The organism is Methylobacterium sp. J-030 (genome assembly GCF_022829545.1).
GTDB lineage: Bacteria > Pseudomonadota > Alphaproteobacteria > Rhizobiales > Beijerinckiaceae > Methylobacterium.
Map to the genome: position 1 here is coordinate 24281 of NZ_JAKSYM010000227.1, position 22806 is coordinate 47086.

A 22806-nucleotide genomic window follows, 5' to 3' on the forward strand; every position below is an offset into this window, starting at 1 on the left:
GACGAAACGGAGGTAGCGACGTTATGGAGAAGCTGTCCGGTGCCGGGCAGTGAGGAGTTTGCGTATGCCAACCGATGTGCCGGATGCCGTGAAGCCGCCTGCACAGGTGCCTCCGCCGCTCGTGCCGGGCCTGCGCGGCCTCCTGACCCTCGCTGTCGGCGTCGTGCTGGTTGCAGCCCTGTATTTCGGCCGCGAGGTGTTCGTTCCCCTCGTGTTGGCCATCCTGCTCAGCTTTGTCCTGGCGCCGGTGGTCCACCTGCTGCGGCGGGTCAAGCTCGGGCGTGTTCCCTCGGTCATCGTCGCCGTCTTGCTGGCGCTGGCCGTGGTCGGCGGCATCGGCGCGGTCATCGGCACCCAGGTCGCGGGGCTCGCCGGCAACCTGCCGCAGTACCAGTCGACAATACAGAAGAAGTTCGCCGGCCTGCAGCAGGGTTGGCTCGGCGAGGCAAACAAGCTCCTCCAGAAATTCAATCACCAAGTCCAGGACGTGACGCAGAAGGCTGACGCCGCCGGCACGACCGCTGAGACCGGCCCGGCTGGCGACACGCCGAAGGCGCAACTCGTGCGCGTCCAGGAGCCCGAGCCCTCGCCCCTGGCGCTGGCCGAGAAAGTACTCGGCCCGGTCGTCTCGCCGCTGACCGACGTCGGCATCGTCCTCGTCGTCGTCGTGTTCCTGCTCCTGCAGCGTGAAGACCTGCGCAACCGCATGATCCGCCTGTTCGGGTCGAGCGACCTGCACCGCACGACAGTGGCCATGGACGACGCGGCCGGCCGGCTCGGTACCTACTTCCTCGCCCAGCTCGGCATGAACGCGGCCTTCGGCGTCATCGTCGGCGTCGGGCTTTGGCTCATCGGCGTGCCCAACCCGCTCCTATGGGGCGTGCTGTCGGCGATCATGCGCTTCATCCCATACATCGGCGCCATTATCTCGGGCGTGTTCCCGGTGGCGCTCGCCGCTGCGGTCGACCCGGGCTGGTCGATGGTGATCGCGACCGCCGCCCTGTTCCTGATCGCCGAGCCGGTGTTCGGGCAGGTCGTCGAGCCGCTGCTCTACGGCCACTCCACCGGGCTCTCGCCCTTCGCGGTGATCGTCTCGACGCTGTTCTGGGGCTTCCTATGGGGGCCCATCGGACTGATTCTGGCAACCCCGTTCACCGTTTGCCTGGTGGTGCTCGGACGGCACGTGGATAGCCTCGAGTTCTTCGACGTGCTGCTCGGTGACCGCCCGCCCTTGACCCCCGTCGAGAACTTCTATCAGCGTATGCTGGCCGGCGACCCGGATGAGGTGCGGGAGATCGCCGAGGGCATGCTGAAGGACCGCTCGCTGTCGTCGTACTACGACGAGGTGGCGCTCAAGGGTCTCCAACTCGCGGCCAACGACCACGCCCGCGGGGTCGTCACGCCCGCCCAACTCGAGAACATCCGCGCTTCAGCGCGCTCACTCGTCGAGGACTTCGAGGACCTTGACGACGTCGAGCCGCCGGTCGACGACAAGGCGGTCAACCCATCCGAAACCCCGACCCTGGCCGAGCGCGTGCATCCGAAAACCGAGGCGGTACCGGCTCATGCCCCGCCGCGGGATGCCCTGCCGGAAGCATGGCGGGCCGATACACCGGTGCTGTGCCTGGCCGGCCGCGGGCCCCTCGACGAAGCTTCCTCGGCGATGCTGGCCCAGCTCCTGCGCAAGCACGGGCTCGGCGCGCGGGCGATCTCGTACCAGGCCGCCTCCCGCGCGGCCATCCGCGAGCTCGACCTCTCCGGCGTGGCGATGGTGTGCATCTCGTACCTCGACATCACCGGGAGCCCCTCGCACCTCCGCTACCTGCTGGAGCGGTTGAAGCGACGCGCGCCGGGTGTTCCCATCCTCGTGGGGCTATGGCCGGTCGGCGAGAAGGTGCTCACCGACGCGGCGCTCGGCCGAGCGGTTGGTGCGGACGCCTACGTCTCGTCGCTGCGCGAGGCCGTGGATGCCTGCCTGAGGGTCGCGACGGATTCCTCGCCGTCTCAGGGGTCACCCACCGTCGTACGGGCGGCTTGACCGATCGTCGGAAGAATCACCTGCGTGATCTGCGACGCCGCGGCGGACGGATGCCGAGATCGAAATCGAACGCTGACAGTCGCCCGGCGTCTGCCGCAGCACCGCCCGGTCCGCTTCACCGATACAGCGGGAACTTCGAAGGTTGGCCGTCATGCCATGGCCATGGGATGTGTCTCGGCAATCGCGAGGCACGAATGATCTGGCATGGCGTAGGTCAGCAGGCGATCTCCCGCCGCAATGGCGGCTTGTTCGTGGTCGACGGAGATGAATTCCACTGCTCCGTCTGACTTGATGATCACCAAGCGTATCGCATCTGATTTGAGAGGGGATTCCGCAGGGACGACGTCGAATTGCCAGCCGGCGTCATGGTGTCTTGAAAAGGTGTCGAAGTCGGCCTTACCCGCACCCAGCACTTTTCCCCGGGCATCGCGGCTCACACCCGTATCCGCGTGCAGGAGGTGGTCGGCCGATGGGGCAAGTTGGTAGACGCGTTCGCGGCCGATCTCGGGGGCCAGCCGCGTACAAACCAGGGCATTGTAGAGTTCGTCGCGGGTCGCCGCGAGTAGATGGTCCGGCGGGTAGTCGGCGAGACCTTCCTCGGCATGGCGAGACAGGAGTTCGGCCTGCAGCGTCGGGACTCCGGCTTCCTGCGCCGCGTGCAAGGCCCCGGGATAGGTGTCGATGAGAATGACCGGCACGCCCGCACGGTGGAGTGCGACGACCATATCAGTCGCCCACGGGCAGGCGCCCACGACCGCGAGCCGCTGGCTCTCGGCCGCCGCCGAGAGGCCGAACCGGCGGGAGAGCGGCCCCAGGGAAAAGCCGTGCAGGATCACCGTAGCGACGATGACCGTGAACACGGTCGGTTGGATGAGATCGCCACCTGGATAGCCCGCCTCGGTGAGACGGGGGCCGGCCACGCCCGCGACGGCCGCCGCGACGATGCCGCGTGGCCCGATCCAGCCCACGAAGATGCGCTCCCGCCACGATAGGTCGCTGTTCAGCGTCGCCAGCCAGGTGGCGGCAGGACGGACCAGGAACACGACCGCGGCGGTCAGGCCGATGATGGGCAGGGACAACTTGCCGAGGACCCCAAGGTTCAGGTCGGCCGTCAGCACCACGAAGAGGCCGGAGACCAGCAGGACGACCAGGGCTTCCTTGAACCGCCGCAACTCCGCGATGCCCGGCACATGCTGGTTGGCGAGCGCGATGCCGAAGACCGTCGCGCCGATCAGCCCTGCCTCGTGCATGAACAGGTTCGGGACGACGTAGGCGATGAGCGCCAGTGCGAGCAGCACCGGGGTCTTCAGGGTCTCGGAAACGAGATCGCGTCGGAACGCCCAGGCCACGAGGGAGGCCGAGCCCACGCCGAGCGCGACGGCCACCATCACGCCCTCGGCGAGATGGAGCGTGAGTGCGACGACGGGGTTCTCGCCGACCTGGTGCGGCACGCCTACCAGGATCTCGATCACGACCGCCGTGAGGATCGCTCCGACCGGGTCGTTGATGATGGCCTCCCACTTGAGGAAGGCAGCCGAGCGCCGCTCCAGGCGCGCGTGACGCAGCAGCGGCAGGATCACCGTGGGACCCGTCACGACGAGGATCGCACCGAACACTGCCGCAGGGCCCCACATCATCCTGCCGACCAAGTGGGCCGCGAAAGTGCCGAGGACGAAGTTCACAGGGAGGGCGAAGGCGGTAAGCCGTAACACTCCCTCGCCGGATGCCCGGAGTTCGCGGAAGTCGAGGGCGAGGCCGCCCTCGAACACCACGATGGCCACCGCGAGCCCGATCAGCGGCCGGAGGTTTTCCCCGAAGTCCCGGGTCGGGTGCAACAGGCCGAGCATGGGTCCGATCAAGAACCCGAAACCGAGGAGAAGCACGAGGGCGGGGATGCGCAGACGCGCGGCGAGAACCTGGGCGGCGATTCCGCCGCCCACGATGCACAGCACAGCCGTCGTCACTCCGTGTTCCATGCGCAAGGCTCCGGACGAATGTCCGGAGATGCCCGGGGGCGTCCGAACCGGGTTTCAGGTGCTAGGGACGTCGCGGGCCGCGCGGGTCTCCCCGGGACAGGCGGAGACTTGGCAGTGCGACAGCGACAATCGCGGTGTGGGATCCTGGTTCCTCTCAGCGCCTTCGCTCATCGCGCGGGGGGCGTCGACCGGCACCTCCGATTTGCGGGACCCTATCCGACGGGGAGACGCGTCGGCTCTTCGATCGTCACGGCGTTGTTCTCGGCACGGTAAGCGCGGGCGGCAGCGTAGGCGGGGCGGCGCGCCCGCATGATCGATCCAAGCGGCCGATGCGCGGCCAAGCCCGTCCAAGGATTGAACGCCAAGCGATCCTCGACCTGCTGGCGTAGTGCGTCGGACCACGTCTCCTGAGGGAGCGCGGTGATGCGTGCGACCGGGCGGTAGGGGCTCTCGTCCTCCGGCCACTTCGCGGCAGCGTCCTCGATCGGCATGGAGTCCAGGCTCGTCGCCAGCTGTACGCGCAATTCCCAGACGGCCGAGTGATTCCTGAAGTGGGCCTCGACGGACTCGCGGATGCCGTCGGGTCGGCCGGCGAGGTCGATGGCCTGCTCCGATAGGGCAACGAGTTCGGGTGAGACGGGCGAGATCGCCAGCTTGGCGAAATAGTCGCCGTGGAGGAGCGCGGCCTGCGAGTAGAAACAGTCGCCGAGTAGGTGAGTCTCAGCTTGCCCCGCCAGGGTCGTCAGCGTGGCCGACTTCACGCCAACCATTTCCAGAACAGCCTCGGCCGCACGTGACACGGCCGATACTCCGATCTTGACGGGCTCGGCGCGGCCCGTGGTGACGGCCAACGGCCGCAACTGACGCAGAAACCCCCGGGCGTCGCCGATCTGAAACGCGGGCGAATTCCCAAACACATAGTTCTGCGTGGTCTCGTCCTCGCTCCCGGGCAGCCGTGTGCCTGGTACATTCAGAACTTTGAGGGCGACCCCACGCGGGGTGGACACCTTGTCGTCCAAGATGTCGCCCGGTGTCGTACTGAAGCGAAGGATTGCATCGTAGCCGGCCGGCGTCGCGAACAGCCCCTGTGCGAGCTGCGGAGAGAGCCCCGGCAGAACTTCGAAGCGCGCCCGCAGGTAGCCATGCGCCTTTGCGTGAACGGAGCGATAGGCGTGGCCGGTATCCGCATGAGTTTTTCGCTGGATCGCGAGCATCGTCTCGGTGAGGCCACGCTGCGTTTCCGCCTCGTCCTCGGCGATGGTCTCGTAGGCGGGGTCGAAACGAAGCGGGGCGAGCGTCTGGGCCATGGGGCATGGACCTCTTGCTGATGGAGCCGGTTGTTCGCGATCGTGAATGTCGAAGACAACGGGACGGTCGCCGCAGCTTCGCTGTCGTGCTCGATGGACGAAGCCAATTCAGCCATCGCCGATAGGGCAACTGTATGAGCAGGGCCTTCGGATCCGGGTGCGGCGCCATGTTCTGCCAGCCGGCCCCGGACTATGTATCGCGGCTGCCGGTGTGCGATGGCCGCCTACCGTCTTGCCACCGCTCGGTCCTGTCCGTCAGTTCGTCCGGCTTTCGAACCGTTCGGACGCGGGGCGGCGTCCGGCACCGAGTTCCTCGCTCGGCTCAGGCCGCCGAGCTTCAAGCCTCCGACGTCGAGTTCATCGAGCCGCAATCAAGCACGCAGGCCGCAGCCATCCTGATGGGCGAGATCGAGGTCGGGGCACTTGCGTGAGGATGCCGGTCAGTGTGAGCATGCGTTGCGCGAGGTGTTCAACGGGCTGCGATACGTCGTCAGGAGCGGCTGCCCGTGGCGGCTGATGCCCCACGACCTGCCGCCTTGGTTTGCCGTGTATCAGCAGGCCCAGCGCTGGCTGGCGGCCGGTTGTTTCGAGCAATTGGCCGAGGATCTGCGTGCGGTGCTGCGCATGGCGGCCGGTCGGGCGCCAGAGCCGAGCGCGGCCGTGCTCGACAGCCGGACCTTGCGCTCCTCACCCGAGAGCGGCGAGCGGGCCGGCTACGATGAAGCCAAGCGCAAGAAGGGCTCGAAGCTGCACATGGCGGTGGACACCCTCGGCCACCTCCTGGCGCGGCACGTCACGCCCGCCGACGCTGATGATCGCGCGCAGGTCGGCCAGTTGGCCAGAGCCGTGCAGGCGGCCACCGGCGACAGCGTCGAGGTCGCCTTCGTCGATCAGGACTACACGGGCGAGAAGCCGGCCGCGGCAGCCCGCGAGCACGGCATCGAACTGAAGGTGGTGAAGCTACCGGAGGCCAAGCGCCGGCTTCGTGCTCCTGCCACGCCGCGTGCTCTTGCCACGCCGCCGGGTCGTCGAGCGCTCTTTCGCTTGGGCCACCCGCTTCCGCCGTCTCGTCAAAGACTACGAGCGCTATGCCAGCACCCTGGCAGGCATGCACCTCATCGCCTTCGTCTGTCTCATACTCAGACAAGCCGCTCAACGCGCAGCCAGTTCATGACAGTCTCTAGCTCTGGCAGAGCGAATGATAGTCTGCATGTCGCGATAGACTGGGTCACCGAGGACCATCCCACCGCTGCTCAAAGTCAAACTCAGGCCGCCGGTCAGCGCGACGATTGCACGGCCGACATCCGCTCCTCCGATGTCACCACATCGATCAGCCGCTCGCCGTCGTAATTTACCGACTGATCGTGTCCTCACCGATCCGGAGGACTGCGCCCATTTACGGCAAGCGTGCCGCCGGAATCGCTGCAACCTGCTCTGGTGCAGAGACGCTTACCTTGTCTCGACGGAGCAGACGTTCCAAGCCGATGATGACCGCTGGCGTTATGAGTGCGATATAGATGTCGTCGATCCCGAACGGATCGCCCATCATGTACCAACCCGTCGTCGTCACGGCCGCGCCAACGAGGCCGAGCGTTGCACCACGGTTGCTGCCAAAGCGTGGAAAGTAGAAGGCGAAAACGGCCACAACCGTGACTGCCAGCCGCAAGGCCCGTGTGAAGAACGATAGATGAAGTACTTGGGGTGCAAAAATTACCAGCAGCAGCGGCAGAAAGGCAATCGGGACAGCGAGCAATCGAGATACCCGCAGCTCTCTTTCAGGATTCGGCTTAAACATTGGAACGTAGAAATCGCGCACGATCAGCGCGGAAGCCGCAACCACTACCGTTCCGACCGAGACGAGAATCGATGCGATGATCGACACCATGACCAAGCCCGAGAGGAGTGGCGATAGGTGATTCAGGAACACCGGAAACGCGTAGAGGCTCTTCATCTCAGGAAATAGAAATTTCGCAGAGACTCCGATGAAGCCAAGGGCAAGACTTACCGGCAAGCACAACAGCGCGGAGATGGCGCAAGCGCCGCGTACATCCTGGGGGCCCTTGAGCGACGAGATCGCCTGGACGATGAACTGCGTCGAGAAGATCGCTCCAACGCTCGCGATGGTCCATGCGATGATTGTCGTGAGCCCAATGGAGCCGTCCCAGGTAAAGTAGCTCGGCGGCAGCGCAGCGATCACGGGCGTGACACCACCGCTCATGGTCAGCGCCGCACCGCAGACGATGGCGACGCCGATGATCTTGAGGACGGTATGCATGAGCGAGACGTAGGCCGTGCTCTTCTGGCCGCCGATCATGCAGTAGGCCGTGCTGATGCCGGCGATCAAAAGTGATGAGATCCCGAGGGGAAGCCCGAAGGCGGATGCCAGGACGGCGGCACCGCTCACATATTGCGCCACGAGCACGAGAAGAAGCGCGTAGATCATGATCAGCGACACTGTGAGCTGTGTCGAGCGGCCGTATCTCTTTGCGATGGCGGCCGAAATTGTATATTCCCCGGTCGCGTATAACTTTTTCGCAAATCCGAGTCCGAACAATAGAAAGCCGAGGGCCACGCTTGCCACCGCCCACGAGGCGGCCATGCCGGATTCGAATGCTGCCTGGGCAACGCCGATGGTCGATTTCGGCGCGATGAACTCCGACATCATCAGGACGCCGATGACGACAGCTGGGACCGAACGACCGGCGACCATGTAATCCGCCGATGTCTTGGCGCGATAGCGGTACGTCAGCCAGGTCGTGATCGCGAGATACACGACGATCATGGCGATGGTGACCGTTAGAACGGTCCCATGTGCTTTGACTGCCTCCATGGACTTGCTCCTCCCGGGTTTACCGCGCCCTCTTTCCGAACGGGACGCTGACCCGTTTCGGCGTGACGCTGGCCTCGTTTTTCGTGCCGCCGCGTGGCGGCCCGCACGTCAGTGCGATGCTCGACCGGCCGCGCGCAGGAACGTCACGACCGCGTCCGCAGTCGCTTCGGGCTGCTCTTGCTGCACCCAGTGTCCGGCGCCCGCGACGAAGTGCGGCTCGCCCATGGCTGAGAAGACCGTGGTTCGCATCCGCTTCAGACCACCCGGTATTTGGTAGGCCCCCCAGTCGCGATCACCCGAGATGAACAGCGCGGGACAATCGACGGTCCGGCCGGAGAAGAGCGCGAGGTCGCGGGCCAAGCTGCCGTCCATCCTCGTGCGGTACCATTGCAAGCCGCCCTGGAAGCCAGTGCGCGTGTACTCGCTACTGTAGAACGACAGCTCAGCTTCGGTCAGCCAAGTACAGGCATCGATTTCCGCCTGGGAAGGCATCTCCGGGGCGACAGCCGCGGCCATATCCTGCGCCAGTGGCATGATGTAATAATGCGGCATCCGTGCAAGCTCGGTCGGCGACCACGAGGCAAGCTCGAACGGCCGATTGCCAGGCCAGTTTCCGCTCTTATAGTGATAGTACGCTCTCAAAAAGGCATGTATCCCTTGCGGGCATCGCCACAGGTCTTCGTTAGCCCGCTGTGTTGAGAAATAATACTGATAATGTTTGCGCGGGGGGCCAAGCGCAGCGAGACCGTCATTGATTGGGTCGTGCGTGCGGGGCGGCGGGAGCGGCCACGATGGCGGTCCAGCAAACGGCGAGCTCATGATCACGAGTGAGTGGAACAGATCGGGCCGCACGAGCGTGCAGGCTGCCGCGACCGACGCTCCGTAATCGTGACCGACAACACCAGAGACTGAGCGCGCGCCGAGCGCGGCGGCGAGAGCCACCATATCTCGAACGAGGTTCAGGATGCTGTAGGGCGCGAGATCGTGCGCGAAGGGGATCGGTTGTGGCGATGTTTGTCCGTATCCGCGCTGGTCCGGGGCGATGACGTGATAGCCGGCTTGCGCGATCCGCCCCATGACGTGCCGCCACGAGAAGGCGAGTTCTGGAAAGCCGTGCAGGAGGAACACGACCGGACGTCCGGGTTGTTCCCACCCGGCCTCGAGCACGTGGAACGCGAGGCCGTTCACGTCCGGCACGATCCGCGACCGAATTCCGGACGGCAGGAGGGCGGCCAGATCAACCTGCGGATCGCTCATGCACGGGCTCCCTGCGCGGGGTGAGGTGATCGTGTGCGGAACCATCCCGACCGAGCGCGAGGCACCGCCTGCCGTCTTGCAAAATCGTCGCGATTTGCGGACATCCGGCAACGCCAGTCCCGGAGGGATTTGGCACCGAACAGCGGGAAGCTCTCGACCCTATGACGCCGCAGGACGAGCCGGAACAGACACGCTACATCGTGACGGCGCTTCGCCGCGGCCTGTCTATTCTGACGCTTTTCCACCGTGAGAGACGAGTCATCAGCGTCCCCGACATCGCCTCCGAACTGAAGCTGTCGCGGGCGACGGCGTTCAGGATGGCCTATACCCTGGAGCGGGACGGCTACCTGCAGCGTCTTCCGAACTCCAATGCCTTTCAGCTCGGGGCAAAGGTGCTGATGCTCGGCTTCGACTACCTCCAGGGGACGGAGGTTGTGTCGTGCGGGCGGGAGGCAGTCTACGCCCTTCGGGACCGGACCGGCTTCTCCGCCCACATGTGCGTGCGCGACGGTACGGAGATCGTCTACGTGCTCAGTGCCGCCTCCAACCACCGCTTGCGCGGCGACATATCGGTTGGAACGCGCTACCCCTGCCACGCCGTTGCCTCGGGCCGCGCGCTCCTGTTCGGGATGAGCAAGGCCGAGCTCATGGCCCTCTATCAAGGCGTCACGATGCACGCTTTCTCCGACCAGACGCCGACCACGGCGGCGGAGCTTTTCGCGACCATCGAGCGCGAGCGCACACAAGGTTATGCCGCCAACATCTCCGGCTTCGTCAGCGGCATCGTCAGCCTGTCTGCGCCCGTGCACGACCGGGACGGCAGCATCGTTGCGTCGATCAACGTCTCCGATTCCGAGACTGTGCTGAAGGACTTGGCGTCCGTTTGCGATGACGTGCTGACGGCGGCCGCGCGGGTGTCCGCCCAACTTGGCTGGCGGGGCTGAGACCCCGCCGCCCGCATCAAAGGAGGTCATCGGAGTTCGTCAGCGTGCAGCGGCATCCCGATGTCGCGAAGCGCGGTTTGAACACGCTCGATAGGCACGGCGCGCACCGTGGTGTTCCCTTCGAGCGCGATGGCTGCGGCGATGCCTGCCGCCTGCCCTGTGGCCATGCAGGCCGGCACGTTGCGGCTCCGCCCGTGGGCAGCGTGGTCCGCCGAAATGCAGCGTCCGGCGACCAGCAACTGCTCAACGCCGCGCGGCACCATGCAGCCGTAAGGTAGCTCGTAGGGGCGCAGACCCTGGAAATCGACGTCGGCCCCTTTCACGTCGTGGACGTCAAAGGCGGAGACATCGGCCGCGATGCTGTCCGGGAAGGATTTGTCGCCGCGGACATCACTCTCGGTCAGCGTGTAGTCGCCGACGACGTGCCGTGTCTCCCGCACGCCCAGGACCGGGGCGATCTGAGCGATCTTCGCCTTCTCGAAACCTGGGACCTTCGCGACCAGGAACCGGGCATACTCAACGATCTGCCGGTAGCATTCCACAACGGCGGCGCTGAATTCGGTCGGGGAGAAGACGTTGACGCCAAGGACGCGCGTCGCATTGACGTACATGAGTCCGTTGGCCGTCTTGAGCGTGATGTTCTCTCGAGGCAGATCGATGTCCGTTTCCGCCCGGTAGGCCCGGATCGTGTTATTGAAGCCTGTCAGCCACAATCCGTAATCCAGATCCGCATCGTTCTCGGGAATGGCCTGCGCGGGAATGTCGTCCGTCTGCCGCGCCCAACGCGCGAGGGCGACCACATCGACGTCCGACATAGTGAAGTACATGCCCACCGGCTGCATCTTCATCGCGTCGCCGTCCTCCCCCGATCCCATTACGAACGGGGCGCCAGCGCCAGCCGCGACGTCGCCATCGGCCGAGCAATCGATGACGACCTTCGCGCCAATGAAGCTGCGGCCAGCCTTGTTCTCGACCACGACGCCGGTTACGGCATCCCCTTCCAGAACCGGTCGCGAGACGACCGTCTCAAACAGAATCTCGACTCCCGCATCTGCGCACATGCGGGTCAGCAACATCTTCATGATTTCGGGATCACAAGGCGAAGCAATCTTAACCTTTCCCGTCTTGGTGCCCGCGAAATAGTCGAGCCCGGCCGCGCCTGATGCGCGCGCCAAGGTCCACAGTTCCAGAGGTATTCCGCCGACGAGCGCACCGGACGGCTTCGTGTTCAGGCCAAGCGTGAGATTTCCGCCGAGGGAGCCGAAGCGCTCGATCAGGACGACCTTCTTGTTGCGGCGTGCGGCGGCGACAGCCGCTATCGGGCCCGTCGTGCCGCCCCCAACGACGACGATGTCGACGTCCAACAGGACGGGGATCTCGCGTGCTGGCTCATGAATCGTGCGCATCCGCTTCCTCCGATCGTGCTTCATATTCGAAGCATCAGTTCATTTTATTGGATGCTATCAGGTCTGGGGCGCTGGTCAAAGGGGCCGTCATGACCGGGTCTCGAGTGATATGTCGGTTTCACCCAGCAGGCGGCAGCCGATCAGGAAGGCGCCTCGGTCGCCTCGGGCGACCTAGACCCAAGCGCGACACAGCCGGACAAATGTAACTCGACAGGTGAATTCGGAGACCCTTACGGGAAGAACAGAGGGCCACCCCAGCAGGAGCCCACCGTGATCTTCCACCGTGCCCTCGGTGAAACCTTCATCAACGCCTGCGCTGGAAAGCATCTGCGGGGATTGGTGGTATGACGCGCTGCGGAACGCCAGTCTCACCCGCCGCATCGCCGAGGGGCTCGTAGGCCACGAGGGCTTCGCGGTCGACGCCAGCCTGATCACGGTCGATGCCAACCGGCGAAGGGGCGTCGAGGGTACGAACGGCCTGCTACCCGAGACCGTCAGCCGCTGCGCTACCGCGCGAGCAAGCACGACCGCGATGCCTGCGCGCTGAAGCCGCGATGCTGCCCCAACGCATCCGCCTGCAAAATCCCACGCTCGATCCATGAGGGCGCCCGGCAGATGGCGCGTGACATCTGTGCCTCGGAGGCGGGCCGTACCTCGCGGCGGAAGCGCAGGAAGGTCGAGATGCTGCTTGCCCAACTGAAGCGGATCCTGAAGCTGGAACGGCTTCGATTGCAGGGGCCGGATGGAGCCCGGGACGAGTTCCACCGCGCGGCATGCTTCAGGGGCGTATTGCGCGCACTGAAATTGCAACCGCTCCTAGTCATCGTGAGGAGGCCGGCATCTGCTGGTTCTGATCCACGCCTGCTCTGCCCACCCGACCGCAGACGGGATGGGCGGGCGTGGATGCGCGCTCAGCAAGCCGGAAACCGCTTCCGGTTACGAAAAACGACGCCGCTTCGCAGTTCGTCACCTCGTCGTCCATCACCGTCGAGGTCGCGTTGAGGAGGGTCCCTGCGGCTTGGCCCTCGTGAGGAGCAGGACGCACCGCTGACGCCGGCGCCGAGCCTCCTCCAGGAAGGCGACCTCCCCGGCCCGCACGAGGCCCCCGCGTCGCGCCATTCTGCCACCGCATCGGCCGAGCGCAATTGAGAGGTTGCATGCGGTCCAGGATACAGCGGAGCGTAAGCGGGCGCCGGCCGCAATGCCTCGGATTGGTGAGCCTGAGATCCAGCCCTGCCTGTACCAGTGATCAGGCTTCCGGCCATCATCTTCCAGAGCGTTAGGAACTCGCAGCCGCTTTCGATGCTTCCACTGCCTGGGTTTGCGTATCACGCCGATGAACAGGCGCCGGGCGGCGCAAGACCATCAATAAGACCGCCCCGCACAAGACCGTCACCGTGCTTCCGACGGGCATCACAAGAATTGCGCCACATCCCCAGTGCGGCCACGTGAAGACAAAAACCAGGCCGCCACCCGCGAAGGAGCATAAGGCAAAGAAAATAACGTTCATCATCGATGCCTCCAATATTGGCTTGAGCAAACACTCTCGGCCAAGCGATGATGCACCCCTAGCATCGAGCCAGAATTACAACCACCGGTATTCATTCGGTGAGAACGCGGTTGCACAAATACCGATCATCAAGGTTAAATTGCGTTGCGTCGCCGATGCGACCGCGGCGCGGGCGATCACGATTGAAATAGACCTGCGGTGCCGCGCGTTCTTAGAAAAAGCCCTCGATCCAGGGCATGTCGTCGCCTGAACGAAACAGTATTGCGGGGGGCTGAGCGTCGGACGAAGAACAGCCGAGCCCTGGAGCTGTGGTCTCGCGGTGCTGCCCCTTCGGCGCGGACGCGCCAGGCCCGCACCTGGAACACCCGGGCGGGTTTTTCACATCAGGTGGGCGACGGGGGCTATCTCAACCCTTGTTGTGTAAGGTCGCTTCTGGCCGCAAAGTCGCCCGCCCGCGCCTGCCGTAGCTCGGCCGTATGGCCTCCGAACAGGCTGCAGCCATGCTCCCCGATGCCGCCGCTGTGTGGCGCAGCGCTATCCTCCAGGATCTATCGCCGCACGCCTCGCCATGCCGGTATCTGACCCCAGCCAGGTGGGTGCCGCTGCGGGAGGCCGCTGTCGACCTCGGCGGCCGGCTCGGGGCTGAAGCCGATCATCTCGGCTGGACGGCGGCCGTGTTTTTCGCCCGTCATCCGGAGCACGGGACACTGCGCGTCGAGGTCGGCGGGTGCTGGTGATCTCCGGCAGCAAGGCCCTGGCGGTCGGGCCGACCCGGGTCGTGTTCGATCAGGGACGGGCTACCGGACCAAGCAAGGGCGGGCCTGGGGCATTCCGGATGGGCGTTTACCAAGCAGGCCGCAGGCCAGCGAACGCACGGCCTTACGCCGGTTGGTCTCTCACGCGGAACAGCTTGCAGCAGCCTCTGGAGTGGTGCGGTTGCTATCACTCATCCTCGGTCGACTCAGCATGCGCCTCGTCGCGCCGTCGGATCTCGACGGCCAGTGCGTAAAGCAGCATCCGCGAGGCCGTCTGCATCTCGGACGAGCCATGTCTCATAATTTTTTCGTGATTGGCGATGCAGGCTTGAGCCATCGCCTCAAACTCCTCTTTCTCGCCCATACCAGTCCTCTCGAGGGCTTTAGATGCAGAATCGCACGCCCTAAGTCGGTAGTTTTGTACCGGTATAGACCGCTGCACGGACTGATTGAATGGCAAAGATTTCACAATTTACGCTATTGTAAAACCGGCTTTGATGCGCGATCCCAGCGACTGGTTTCGGGAGAACCCGCTTTGTGTGATGAGGCCGTGATCGCTGGAAAGGCGCAAACCAAAGGTGCGGTCCGCTTGAGGGAGATTGCTCACCTGTTGGGTGAGCGTGAGGATTTTTTTTTCGATCAGCCGATGGGTGGGGCGGAGTACAGCGATGCCTTTGAGCTGCTACAGCTCTGTCGGGGCATGAAGAGCGCAGCTGACCGGCAGAAGCTGCTAAATTTTGCTCAAACCCTCGCAGTGGGACGGAAGTAGCGCTGATCGGCTGGATCCCTCTGCCCCGCAGCGGCGACCAAGCTCAGCACTTCCCGCCGTCGCATCGGATGCAGCCCACGACATTCGCAGACCGCTCGCCTCAGAACTCGCCGGCCAAGCCCGCACGGGCGCCGAGCGCATTATTGCCGCTATAGGCGACCCCCGCCGTGATCGCGATCGGAACACAGCAGGTCGGCAGCCGATGTGCCACCGCCACGCCGCCCGCCCATTCACCGCGATAGGTCGCCCCGTTCGTGGCCCAGGTGGTCTTGCCGGGCGCGGAGGGCATCGGAGCCGTCGCCATGGCGATCGCCATCGCGACGCCCTGCCGAGCCTCCTTGCGGGCCTGGACGGCATAGCGCTGCATGGCGTCGGTCTTGGCCTCCAGGGTGTTTACCTGCGACTGGACCGCATCGACGCGGCCGCCCAAGCTTGCGACGGTCGACGGTCCGTAGGCTGACGCCGCAAGATTGCCGTTGGCGTCTGTGGTCACGAAGTTCGTCGGGCCGCTCTGAGCGGCCGCGCTCGCTTGCGAGGAGATGCCGGCCAGCGTGTAGGTGCTGCCGGCGGTGCCGATGGCCACTTGATTAGCTCGTGTCGTCTGAGCGTTGGCTCCGATGGCGACCGCATTGGCCTGATCTGCGCGAGCGCCGCTGCCCAAGGCGACGCTGTTATCCCCGGCCGCCGAAACGGTCGCGCCGATCGCCGTAGATCCGGACCCGGCCGCACCGGCGGCGAAACCCAGGGCGGTACTTCCATCGCCAACCGCAGCCGACGCCGTGCCTACCGCCGTGCTCCCGATGCCCTGGGCGCCGGCTGCGTAGCCGAGGGCGACGCTCCCGGTTTGGGCTGCGCGGGCACCGGTGCCGACGGCCGTCGATGCGGGACCCGACGCGCTCGCACCGTAGCCGACAGCCAGGGCGTCCTCGCCGAGCGCACTCGGACCGGCCAGGCGGCTCGTGTTGTTGGTCGCGATGCCCGCCGTCTCCGAGAAGGACGAGAGCCGAAGGTCGGTGACGACGAGTTGCCCTCCGGACGGGGCGACCGCGCCCGTGACGATATACACGCCCTGGCCACCGCCCGCTCCGCTGCCCGTGCCGCCGATCGCGCCACCCTCACCGCCGCCCATATTGCCCGCACGGGCCGCCCCGAGCGTGAGTCCAGTCCCGAGCAGGCCGTCGCCGGGGCCCGTCGTGCCGACGAGCACTCCGGTGCCCAGAACGCCCGTCCCGGACGCGCCGACAGTCAGGCCGGTCCCAATCACGCCGCTGCCGGGTGAGGTGGTGCCGATCCCGAGGCCGCTCCCGAGAAGGCCTGCGCCGGATGTGCTCACCGTGAGGCCACTCCCGACGAGACCGCTGCCCGGCGTCGTGGTGCCGAGCGACAGGCCAGTGCCAAAAATACCGCCACCGGTTGTATCAAGCGCGCCCCTGAGCTGCTGCGCCTGCGCCGGCGTCACAGCCAAGAACCCAAAAAATCCGGCATAGAGCACGAGCGCTCTGACACTTACGCATCGCTGAATGCTGATCTTAACGGTATCGAGACGCGACATGACGCAGTTTTCTCCAGGCATATGAAAATCGTTCGCAGATTAGAACTCGGCGGTCCTGGGCGCCCTGAATGGCCGATGATCAACAGCCTGTGGTTGAATGATTGATTTCGTCTTAAGATTGTATTTTTTGATCGATACAACCTGACGCGGCGCGCGATGGCGCTGGATCGGGCTTTGTCGGCTTTGCTGAGGGCAGTGCTGGACGCCTGCGCAACGCGCCGGAGGGTGCTGTGCGAAGCCGCGTTCACAGGACTCGGACGCTCTTGGTAGGCCTCGGGGCGAGCGGTCAAACGGGCAGAGCAACGCCAGCGCGATCAGTGCCCAGGCGCGCGCCTTCGCTTCGATGTCGGATGCGGCAGCGGACGGATCGTCGGCATTGGCGCGGCACAGCGTTGACCGCCCCTGCTCGACACTTTGGCCGATGACCTGAAGGAAGCTGCCCAGGGGGCTGCCATCCGCTCGCGCGGCCGCTCGCTGTCCGCTCCTGGCTCACCCTTGAACCGGGAAACCCAAGACCACGGCGGTCCGCACCATCGTGCGGCGCAGGACCGGCGGCGTCGCCTTGTCAGCCGCGAGCGACTTTGCCCGGGGGGCTGCTTGTCGGCTTTCGCCACGTCGACCCGGTGGCCGGACGTGAACACGAACGGCGGGGCGCCCTCGTCCGACAGATAGGCCGCGATGGCCGCCTCGATCCCGTCGTCCGACATCTCGGACTTCCGGCCCAGGTCGCCAACGCTGGAGATTTTTTAGGCCATGGCCGGGGGGGGGGGTAGCGCGAGCCGGCGGGCACGTCGAGGAGTGTCGCCAGGACTAGGACGGCTTCTGGTCCGGCCCCCACGCGCCCGTCAGCGTCAGCGTCGCCGTGTCGACAACCGCCCCGGCCTAATCGCGGACGACGGCAGAGAAGGTTCGGCCATCACCGTCCGGTATCTTCTCACGAGCCATATCCGCTTGGCTCGGCGAGTTCGAGAAGGAGATCCTGGCCGTCACGCACGGCCGCCACGACGATCAGGTCGACGCGATGAGCCAGTTCCTGATCTGGGCGCGCGACGACCTCGACGCCGGCCCGCGCATCCGCTCCTTTGACGACGATTGAGAAGCCTGCCAGCGGCCCTCGGAGGGCATCGAGGGTCTATGTGGCGGGCGGGGGGGCGTCGGCGATGCTCGGCACCCCACCCGGTCTATTCGGCGGCGCTGCCGAGCGCCCTATACCGCTCCCATGCATACCAGCCCGACCTTCTCGCTCCCGCTCCTCGATCGCCTGGGCGACCGGCTGGAGGCCGACGCTGCCGCAGGTGCCATCGCGGGCGCAGATCTGCTCATCGGCGGCACCGGCGGCGAGATCTGGCGGCGCACCGCAGGCTTCCGCGACACCGTCACCGGTGATCCCCTCAAGCCGGACGCGGTCTGGCGCATCTACTCCATGACCAAGGTCATGGTGTCGGTGGCCGCCCTCGTCCTCGCCGAGCGCGGCGCCCTGCGCCTCGATCAGCCGGTCGCCGATTTCATCCCCGCCTTCGCGCGCCTCTCCCGGGTCAACGCCGACGGCACGCGCGTCCCGGCCACCGCGATGCCCACCATCCAGGATCTGCTGCGGCACACGGCCGGGATCGCCTACGGCTATCTCGGCGACGGGCCGACGCGCCGGGCCTACGAGGCCGACGGGCTGCTCGCCGAGGATCTCGACAACGCGGCCTTCGCCGAACGGATCGCGCGACTGCCGCTGGAGCACGAGCCCGGTACGGTCTGGCACTACTCGCACGCCACGGACGTGCTCGGCCGGGTGCTGGAGGTGGCCGGTGGCGCGGAAATGCAGGGCGTGCTCGATGCGGCCCTGCTCGAGCCGCTCGGCCTGGTCGATACCCGCTTCCGGATCCCGGCAGGGGCGGCGGGTCGCGTGGCGCAACCCCTGCCGCAGGCGACCGGGCAGCGGCCGGCCTTCCACGATCCGGCTTTGCCCAAGCGCGGGCAGCGCGGCAACGGCGGCCTCGTGTCGACCGTGGCGGACTACGCCGCCTTCCTGCGCATGCTGCTCTCCGGCGGCAGCCTCGGCGGCATGCGCGTTCTGGCGCCGACGAGCGTGCGGCTCATGACCGCCGACCATCTCGGGACGACGATCGCGAAGGGCGCCTACTACCCGCCTGGGCCGGGCTACGGCTTCGGGCTCGGGGTGGCGGTGCGGCTCGTGGCGGGCGAGGCGGCGTTTCCCGGCAGCGTCGGCGACTGGTTCTGGAGCGGGGTCGGCGGCACGTACTTCTGGGTCGATCCGGCGGCGAGCTTCTTCGCCCTCCTGATGATGCAGACCTCATCGGCCGTGCAGCGCCAGCACTATCGCACCTTGATCCGCGCCATGGTCTACGCCGCGCTCGACGTTCCATGAGCTGAGAGGATCCCGCTGCGGCCGCCGCGCATCTTGCTTACGGGCCGAAAGCGGCAAGCCCGCTCTCGGCCTCAAACGTCACAGATGCAGACATTCGCTGCAGTAGGGGCCGTTCCAAGAACGAGAGCGGAGAAGCCTCGACGGCGTCATGCAACATAAAGCTCGCTGAGGCTCTGCAAGCTCGATAGATCAGAGATGAGGCGGCCCTTCGCCCTTACCGACGAAGGGGATACCCTCTATCGGACATTCGTCGGTCCCGACACTCTGTCGCGTGATAGCCCGCACAGCATCACGGGTTCCGTCGGGATCCTCGATCCAGCGCCGGTAGAAGTCGTAGGGGCATTCCGATAGCCCGTGCCGGTTCTCCTTCGAGTTGATCATGCCCGTATAGCCGCGGTGCAGGAGCTTGAAGAGGTGGTTCTCCGACTGACCGTGGGCGCGGAAGTCCCGGATCAGGAACTTGGAGAGGGCCGCGTACTGGATGCCCATCTCCTCCTCGCCGCACTCGCCGAGCGTCCGGCCGTCGAAGCCGATGATCGCCGAGTGTCCGAAATAGGTGTAGACGCCGTCAAATCCGGCCGCGTTCGAGACCGCGACGTAGACGTTGTTGGCAAACGCCATGGCCTTCGAGATGACGACCTGCTGCTCCTTGGCCGGGTACATGTAGCCCTGGCAGCGGATGATCAGCTCGGCGCCCCGCATGGCGCAGTCGCGCCAGATCTCGGGATAGTTGCCGTCGTCGCAGATGATCAGGCTGATCTTCAGGCCCTTCGGCCCGTCCGACACGTAGGTCCGGTCGCCCGGATACCAGCCCTCGATCGGCGTCCAGGGCATGATCTTGCGGTATTTCTGCACGATCTCGCCCTGGTCGTTCATCAGGATCAGGGTGTTGTAGGGCGCCTTGTTGGGGTGCTCCTCGTGGCGCTCGCCGGTGAGCGAGAACACGCCCCAGACCTCGGCCTCCCGGCAGGCGGCGGCGAACACCTCGGTCTCGGCGCCCGGGACCATCGAGGCGGTCTCGTACATCTCGGCGGCGTCGTACATGATGCCGTGGGTCGAGTATTCCGGGAAGATCACGAGGTCGAGGCCGGGCAGGCCGGACTTCATCCCGACGATCATCTTGCCGATCGCCTTGGCGTTCTCCAGCACCTCCGCGCGGGTGTGCAGGCGCGGCATCTTGTAGTTCACGACGGCGACGCCGACGCTGTCCTGGCTGGACGAGATGTCTCCATGCATCATGGCGTGATGTCCTCCTGGTGTTCGGGCTCGAAGGGTGCCGTTTCCTCCCCCCTCTGCGGGGGAGGGTGGCCCCCGAAGGGGGTCGGGAGAGGGGAGCGCCGCGTCCGGACAGGGCGCGACCGGCGTGACATCCTGACCTGTCGCGCTGCCCCTCTCCCGCCCCGCATCCGCGGGGCACCCTCCCCCGCGGAGGGGGGAGGGTGATTGGTGGTTCAGTGGCTGATCATCCAGGGCCGCGCCGCCGGAAAGCTCTTGGCGGCGGCCGGTGCGGCTGTCTTCTTCGGTGTGCAGCAGCCGCAGCCCGCCCCGTGGCTCCCCGAGCGCCGCGGCGCGTGGCGGCTGCGCTCGTTGGTGGCGTGGGCCGCTTTCAGCCCGGCATCCATCCCGGAAATCCGCGGGGCGGTGATGAAGGCCCGCTGGCAGGCCTCCCCGCAATCCGGGCAGGCGTGCGGATCCTTGAACTCCGCCATCGGCCGCATGGCGGTGAACGGCCCGCAGGCCTCGCAGGCGTAATCGTAGACCGGCATGATCACAGATCCGGCGAGAGCGGCATCTGGATCGAGCCGTCCAGGAACTTGGTCGGTCCGTCGGCGCCGGGATTGATGTCGAACTCGAAGATCTTGGTCGGAATCCACAGCGTCGCGCAGGCGTTCGGGATGTCGACCACGCCCGAGATGTGGCCCTGGACCGGTGCCGTGCCCAGGATCGAGTAGGCCTGCGCGCCCGAGTAGCCGAACTTCTTCAGGTACTCGATCGCGTTCAGGCAGGCCTGCCGGTAGGCGATGTGCACGTCGAGGTAGTGCTGGCCGCCGTGCTCGTCGACCGAGATGCCCTCGAAGATCAGGTGGTCGTCGTATTTCGGCGTGATCGGCGACGGCTTGAAGATCGGGTTCTTGATCCCGTACTTGGCCATGCCGTCCTTGATCAGCTCGACCTTGAGATGCACCCAGCCGGCCATCTCGATGGCGCCGCAGAAGGTGATCTCGCCGTCGCCCTGGCTGAAGTGCAGGTCGCCCATGGAGAGGCCGGCGCCGGGCACGTAGACCGGGAAGTAGATTTTTGACCCGCGCGACAGATCCTTGATGTCGCAATTGCCGCCGTGCTCGCGGGGTGGGACCGTGCGGGCGCCGGTGGCGGCCGCGGCGTCCTTCGCGTCGCCCTGGAGGCGGCCCATATGGGCGGTCGGGCCGAAGGGCAGGGTGGCCAGCGCCGGCACGCGCTCGGGATTGGTGTCGTAGAGCGCCTTCTCGCGGGTGTTCCAGGTCTCCAGCATCTTCGGATCGGGCAGGCAGCCGATCAGGCCGGGGTGGATCAGGCCGGGGAAACGGACGCCGGGCACGTGGCGGGATTTCGTGAACATCCCCTCGAAGTCCCAGATCGACTTCTGGGCCTGCGGGAAGTGCTCGTCGAGGAAGCCGCCGCCGTTCTTCTTCGAGAAGAAGCCGTTGAAGCCCCACTGGCTCTCGGGCTTGGCGCCGATATCGAGGAGGTCGACCACCAGCAGGTCGCCGGGCTCGGCGCCCTCGACGCCGATCGGGCCCGAGAGGAAGTGCACGATCGACAGGTCGATGTCGCGCACGTCGTCGGCGGAATCGTTGTTCTTGATGAAGCCGCCGGTCCAGTCGTAGGTCTCGACGATGAAGTCCGCGCCGGGCTTCACATAGGCAACCATCGGTATGTCCGGGTGCCAGCGGTTGTGCACCATGTCGTTGTCGTAGGCCGATTGCGTCAGATCGACCTTGATCAGCGTCTCGGGCATGTTCTGTCTCCAGCTCCCTAGAACCTTGGGGCGGACCCCATCCGCGCGCCGTTGCGCGAACCTCACCCGCTCGCGAGCAACTCCTTGAGCGCGTCGTCGAGGACCTTGATGTCGTCCGGGCTGGTGCCGGGCCCGCCTGCGAAATGGCCCCACCACGTGTCGATCACGCGCAGCTCCGCGTTCGGCATGGCGGCCGCCTCAATGGCGTTGTCCTCGGGCGGGAAATACAGGTCTGTCGAGGCGGGCATCAGGATCGCCTTCGCGCGGATGGCGCCGAGGGCAGCCTTGAAGTCGCCCCTGAAGGTGTCGTTGGCGCTGATGTCGCCATGCTGCCACGTCCACAGCATGGCGAGCAGGTTGTTGGCGTCGCGTTCGTAGAACAGGCCTTCCCAGAACCCGATCAGGAAGTCCTCCAGCGAGGCGTAGCCCATGTGGGTGATGTCGGCTTCCAGCCGGTAGAAAGTCTGCGACAGGCCCCAGCCGGCGTAGACCCGGCCGAAGGCGCGCAGGCCCCGGGTCGGCGGGCTCGTGTACCAGCCCTCCGCCCAGGCGGCGTCGGCCTGGAGCGCCGCCTTGGCGCCCTCCAGGAAGACGTAGTTGTGCCGGGAGCACTTGGCCGAGCCCTGAAACGGCAGGATCTTCGGCACCATGTCGGGGTACATCGACGCCCAGTGGTAAGTCTGGAGCGCGCCCATCGACCAGCCGGTGACGAGGACCAGTTTCTCGATGCCGAAATGCTCAGTGACGAGGCGGTGCTGGGCGCGGACGTTGTCGTAGGCGGTGACGTTGGGGAAGCGCGGCCCGTTCCAGGGCGCGGGCGTATTGCTCGGCGAGGACGAGAGCCCGTTGCCGAACATGTTCGGGATGATGATGAAGTACTTGTCCGGGTCGAGCGCCTTGCCGGGGCCGATCAGCCACGCGTTCTCGGTGTGCTGGCCCGAATACCAGGTCGGGTAGACGATGGCGTTGTCCCGGGCAGCGCTCAGCGTCCCGAAGGTCTTGAAGGCGAGCTTGGCCGCGCGCAGCGTCTTGCCGCACTGGAGCACGAAGTCGCCGAGTTCGAAGATCTCGTAATCGGCCATGC

Annotated in this window: 17 protein-coding genes and 2 pseudogenes; 8 read left to right on the top strand and 11 right to left on the bottom strand. The window is 65.9% G+C overall.

Annotated elements, in window-relative coordinates:
• Positions 1-64: 64 nt before the first annotated feature.
• The gene (locus MKK75_RS16950; protein WP_244043716.1) at positions 65-2038 is read left to right on the top strand and encodes an AI-2E family transporter; all 1974 of its coding nucleotides are present in this window, start codon (positions 65-67) and stop codon (positions 2036-2038) included.
• 149 nt (positions 2039-2187) lie between these two features.
• Here MKK75_RS16950 and MKK75_RS16955 read toward each other — a convergent pair whose 3' ends face one another.
• Positions 2188-4014: a cation:proton antiporter gene (locus tag MKK75_RS16955; protein ID WP_244043717.1), complete on the bottom strand. Its 1827-nt coding sequence runs from the start codon at positions 4012-4014 to the stop codon at positions 2188-2190.
• Positions 4015-4226: 212 nt separating this feature from the next.
• Positions 4227-5321, bottom strand: a complete 1095-nt coding sequence (locus tag MKK75_RS16960; protein WP_244043718.1) for a catalase family protein — start codon at positions 5319-5321, stop codon at positions 4227-4229.
• Positions 5322-5744: 423 nt separating this feature from the next.
• On the opposite strand from MKK75_RS16960, the pseudogene MKK75_RS16965 reads away from it, so the two are divergent.
• Positions 5745-6495 (top strand): annotated as a pseudogene (locus MKK75_RS16965) (IS5 family transposase); the annotation flags it as partial.
• A 222-nt stretch (positions 6496-6717) separates the two neighbouring features.
• Here the strand turns inward: MKK75_RS16965 and MKK75_RS16970 are convergent.
• Complete coding sequence (locus MKK75_RS16970) at positions 6718-8151, bottom strand: sodium:solute symporter family protein (RefSeq protein ID WP_244043719.1); 1434 nt, start codon at positions 8149-8151, stop codon at positions 6718-6720.
• Between the two features lie 108 nt (positions 8152-8259).
• Positions 8260-9408, bottom strand: a complete 1149-nt coding sequence (locus tag MKK75_RS16975) for an alpha/beta hydrolase (protein ID WP_244043720.1) — start codon at positions 9406-9408, stop codon at positions 8260-8262.
• Between the two features lie 161 nt (positions 9409-9569).
• Between MKK75_RS16975 and MKK75_RS16980 the strand changes: the two genes are divergently transcribed.
• Positions 9570-10352 carry an IclR family transcriptional regulator gene (locus tag MKK75_RS16980; protein ID WP_244043721.1) on the top strand — a complete coding sequence of 261 codons (783 nt, stop codon included), beginning with the start codon at positions 9570-9572 and terminating at the stop codon, positions 10350-10352.
• A gap of 26 nt (positions 10353-10378) precedes the next feature.
• Here MKK75_RS16980 and MKK75_RS16985 read toward each other — a convergent pair whose 3' ends face one another.
• Positions 10379-11758: an FAD-dependent oxidoreductase gene (locus MKK75_RS16985; protein ID WP_244043722.1), complete on the bottom strand. Its 1380-nt coding sequence runs from the start codon at positions 11756-11758 to the stop codon at positions 10379-10381.
• A gap of 292 nt (positions 11759-12050) precedes the next feature.
• Here MKK75_RS16985 and MKK75_RS16990 point away from each other — a divergent pair, with 292 nt between their 5' ends.
• From MKK75_RS16990 to MKK75_RS17000, 3 genes and pseudogenes are all read left to right on the top strand, one after another.
• Entirely contained in the window at positions 12051-12305 is a 255-nt protein-coding gene (locus tag MKK75_RS16990) for a hypothetical protein (protein ID WP_244043723.1), read from the top strand.
• Positions 12236-12574: pseudogene (locus MKK75_RS16995) on the top strand (transposase); the annotation flags it as partial. The gene MKK75_RS16990 and the pseudogene MKK75_RS16995, both read left to right, overlap by 70 nt.
• 632 nt (positions 12575-13206) lie before the next feature.
• The gene (locus MKK75_RS17000; RefSeq protein WP_244043724.1) at positions 13207-13518 is read left to right on the top strand and encodes a hypothetical protein; all 312 of its coding nucleotides are present in this window, start codon (positions 13207-13209) and stop codon (positions 13516-13518) included.
• A 692-nt stretch (positions 13519-14210) separates the two neighbouring features.
• Here the strand turns inward: MKK75_RS17000 and MKK75_RS17005 are convergent.
• Positions 14211-14387, bottom strand: a complete 177-nt coding sequence (locus MKK75_RS17005) for a hypothetical protein (protein WP_244043725.1) — start codon at positions 14385-14387, stop codon at positions 14211-14213.
• A gap of 186 nt (positions 14388-14573) precedes the next feature.
• Between MKK75_RS17005 and MKK75_RS17010 the strand changes: the two genes are divergently transcribed.
• Positions 14574-14792: a hypothetical protein gene (locus MKK75_RS17010; RefSeq protein WP_244043726.1), complete on the top strand. Its 219-nt coding sequence runs from the start codon at positions 14574-14576 to the stop codon at positions 14790-14792.
• A 100-nt stretch (positions 14793-14892) separates the two neighbouring features.
• Here MKK75_RS17010 and MKK75_RS17015 read toward each other — a convergent pair whose 3' ends face one another.
• Positions 14893-16251, bottom strand: coding sequence for a hypothetical protein (locus tag MKK75_RS17015; protein ID WP_244043749.1), 1359 nt, complete (start codon positions 16249-16251; stop codon positions 14893-14895).
• Positions 16252-17563: 1312 nt separating this feature from the next.
• Here MKK75_RS17015 and MKK75_RS17020 point away from each other — a divergent pair.
• Positions 17564-18724, top strand: a complete 1161-nt coding sequence (locus MKK75_RS17020; RefSeq protein WP_244043727.1) for a serine hydrolase domain-containing protein — start codon at positions 17564-17566, stop codon at positions 18722-18724.
• Positions 18725-18913: 189 nt separating this feature from the next.
• Here the strand turns inward: MKK75_RS17020 and MKK75_RS17025 are convergent, their stop codons facing one another.
• From MKK75_RS17025 to MKK75_RS17040, 4 genes are all read right to left on the bottom strand, one after another.
• Positions 18914-19963, bottom strand: a complete 1050-nt coding sequence (locus MKK75_RS17025) for an aliphatic amidase (RefSeq protein WP_244043728.1) — start codon at positions 19961-19963, stop codon at positions 18914-18916.
• Positions 19964-20175: 212 nt separating this feature from the next.
• Positions 20176-20490 (bottom strand): FmdB family zinc ribbon protein, encoded by a 315-nt coding sequence (locus MKK75_RS17030; RefSeq protein ID WP_244043729.1) that lies wholly within the window; start codon positions 20488-20490, stop codon positions 20176-20178.
• 2 nt (positions 20491-20492) lie between these two features.
• Entirely contained in the window at positions 20493-21722 is a 1230-nt protein-coding gene (gene fmdA / locus MKK75_RS17035; RefSeq protein WP_244043730.1) for a formamidase, read from the bottom strand.
• Positions 21723-21784: 62 nt separating this feature from the next.
• Positions 21785-22804 carry an alpha/beta fold hydrolase gene (locus MKK75_RS17040; protein ID WP_244043731.1) on the bottom strand — a complete coding sequence of 340 codons (1020 nt, stop codon included), beginning with the start codon at positions 22802-22804 and terminating at the stop codon, positions 21785-21787.
• Positions 22805-22806 lie beyond the last annotated feature (2 nt).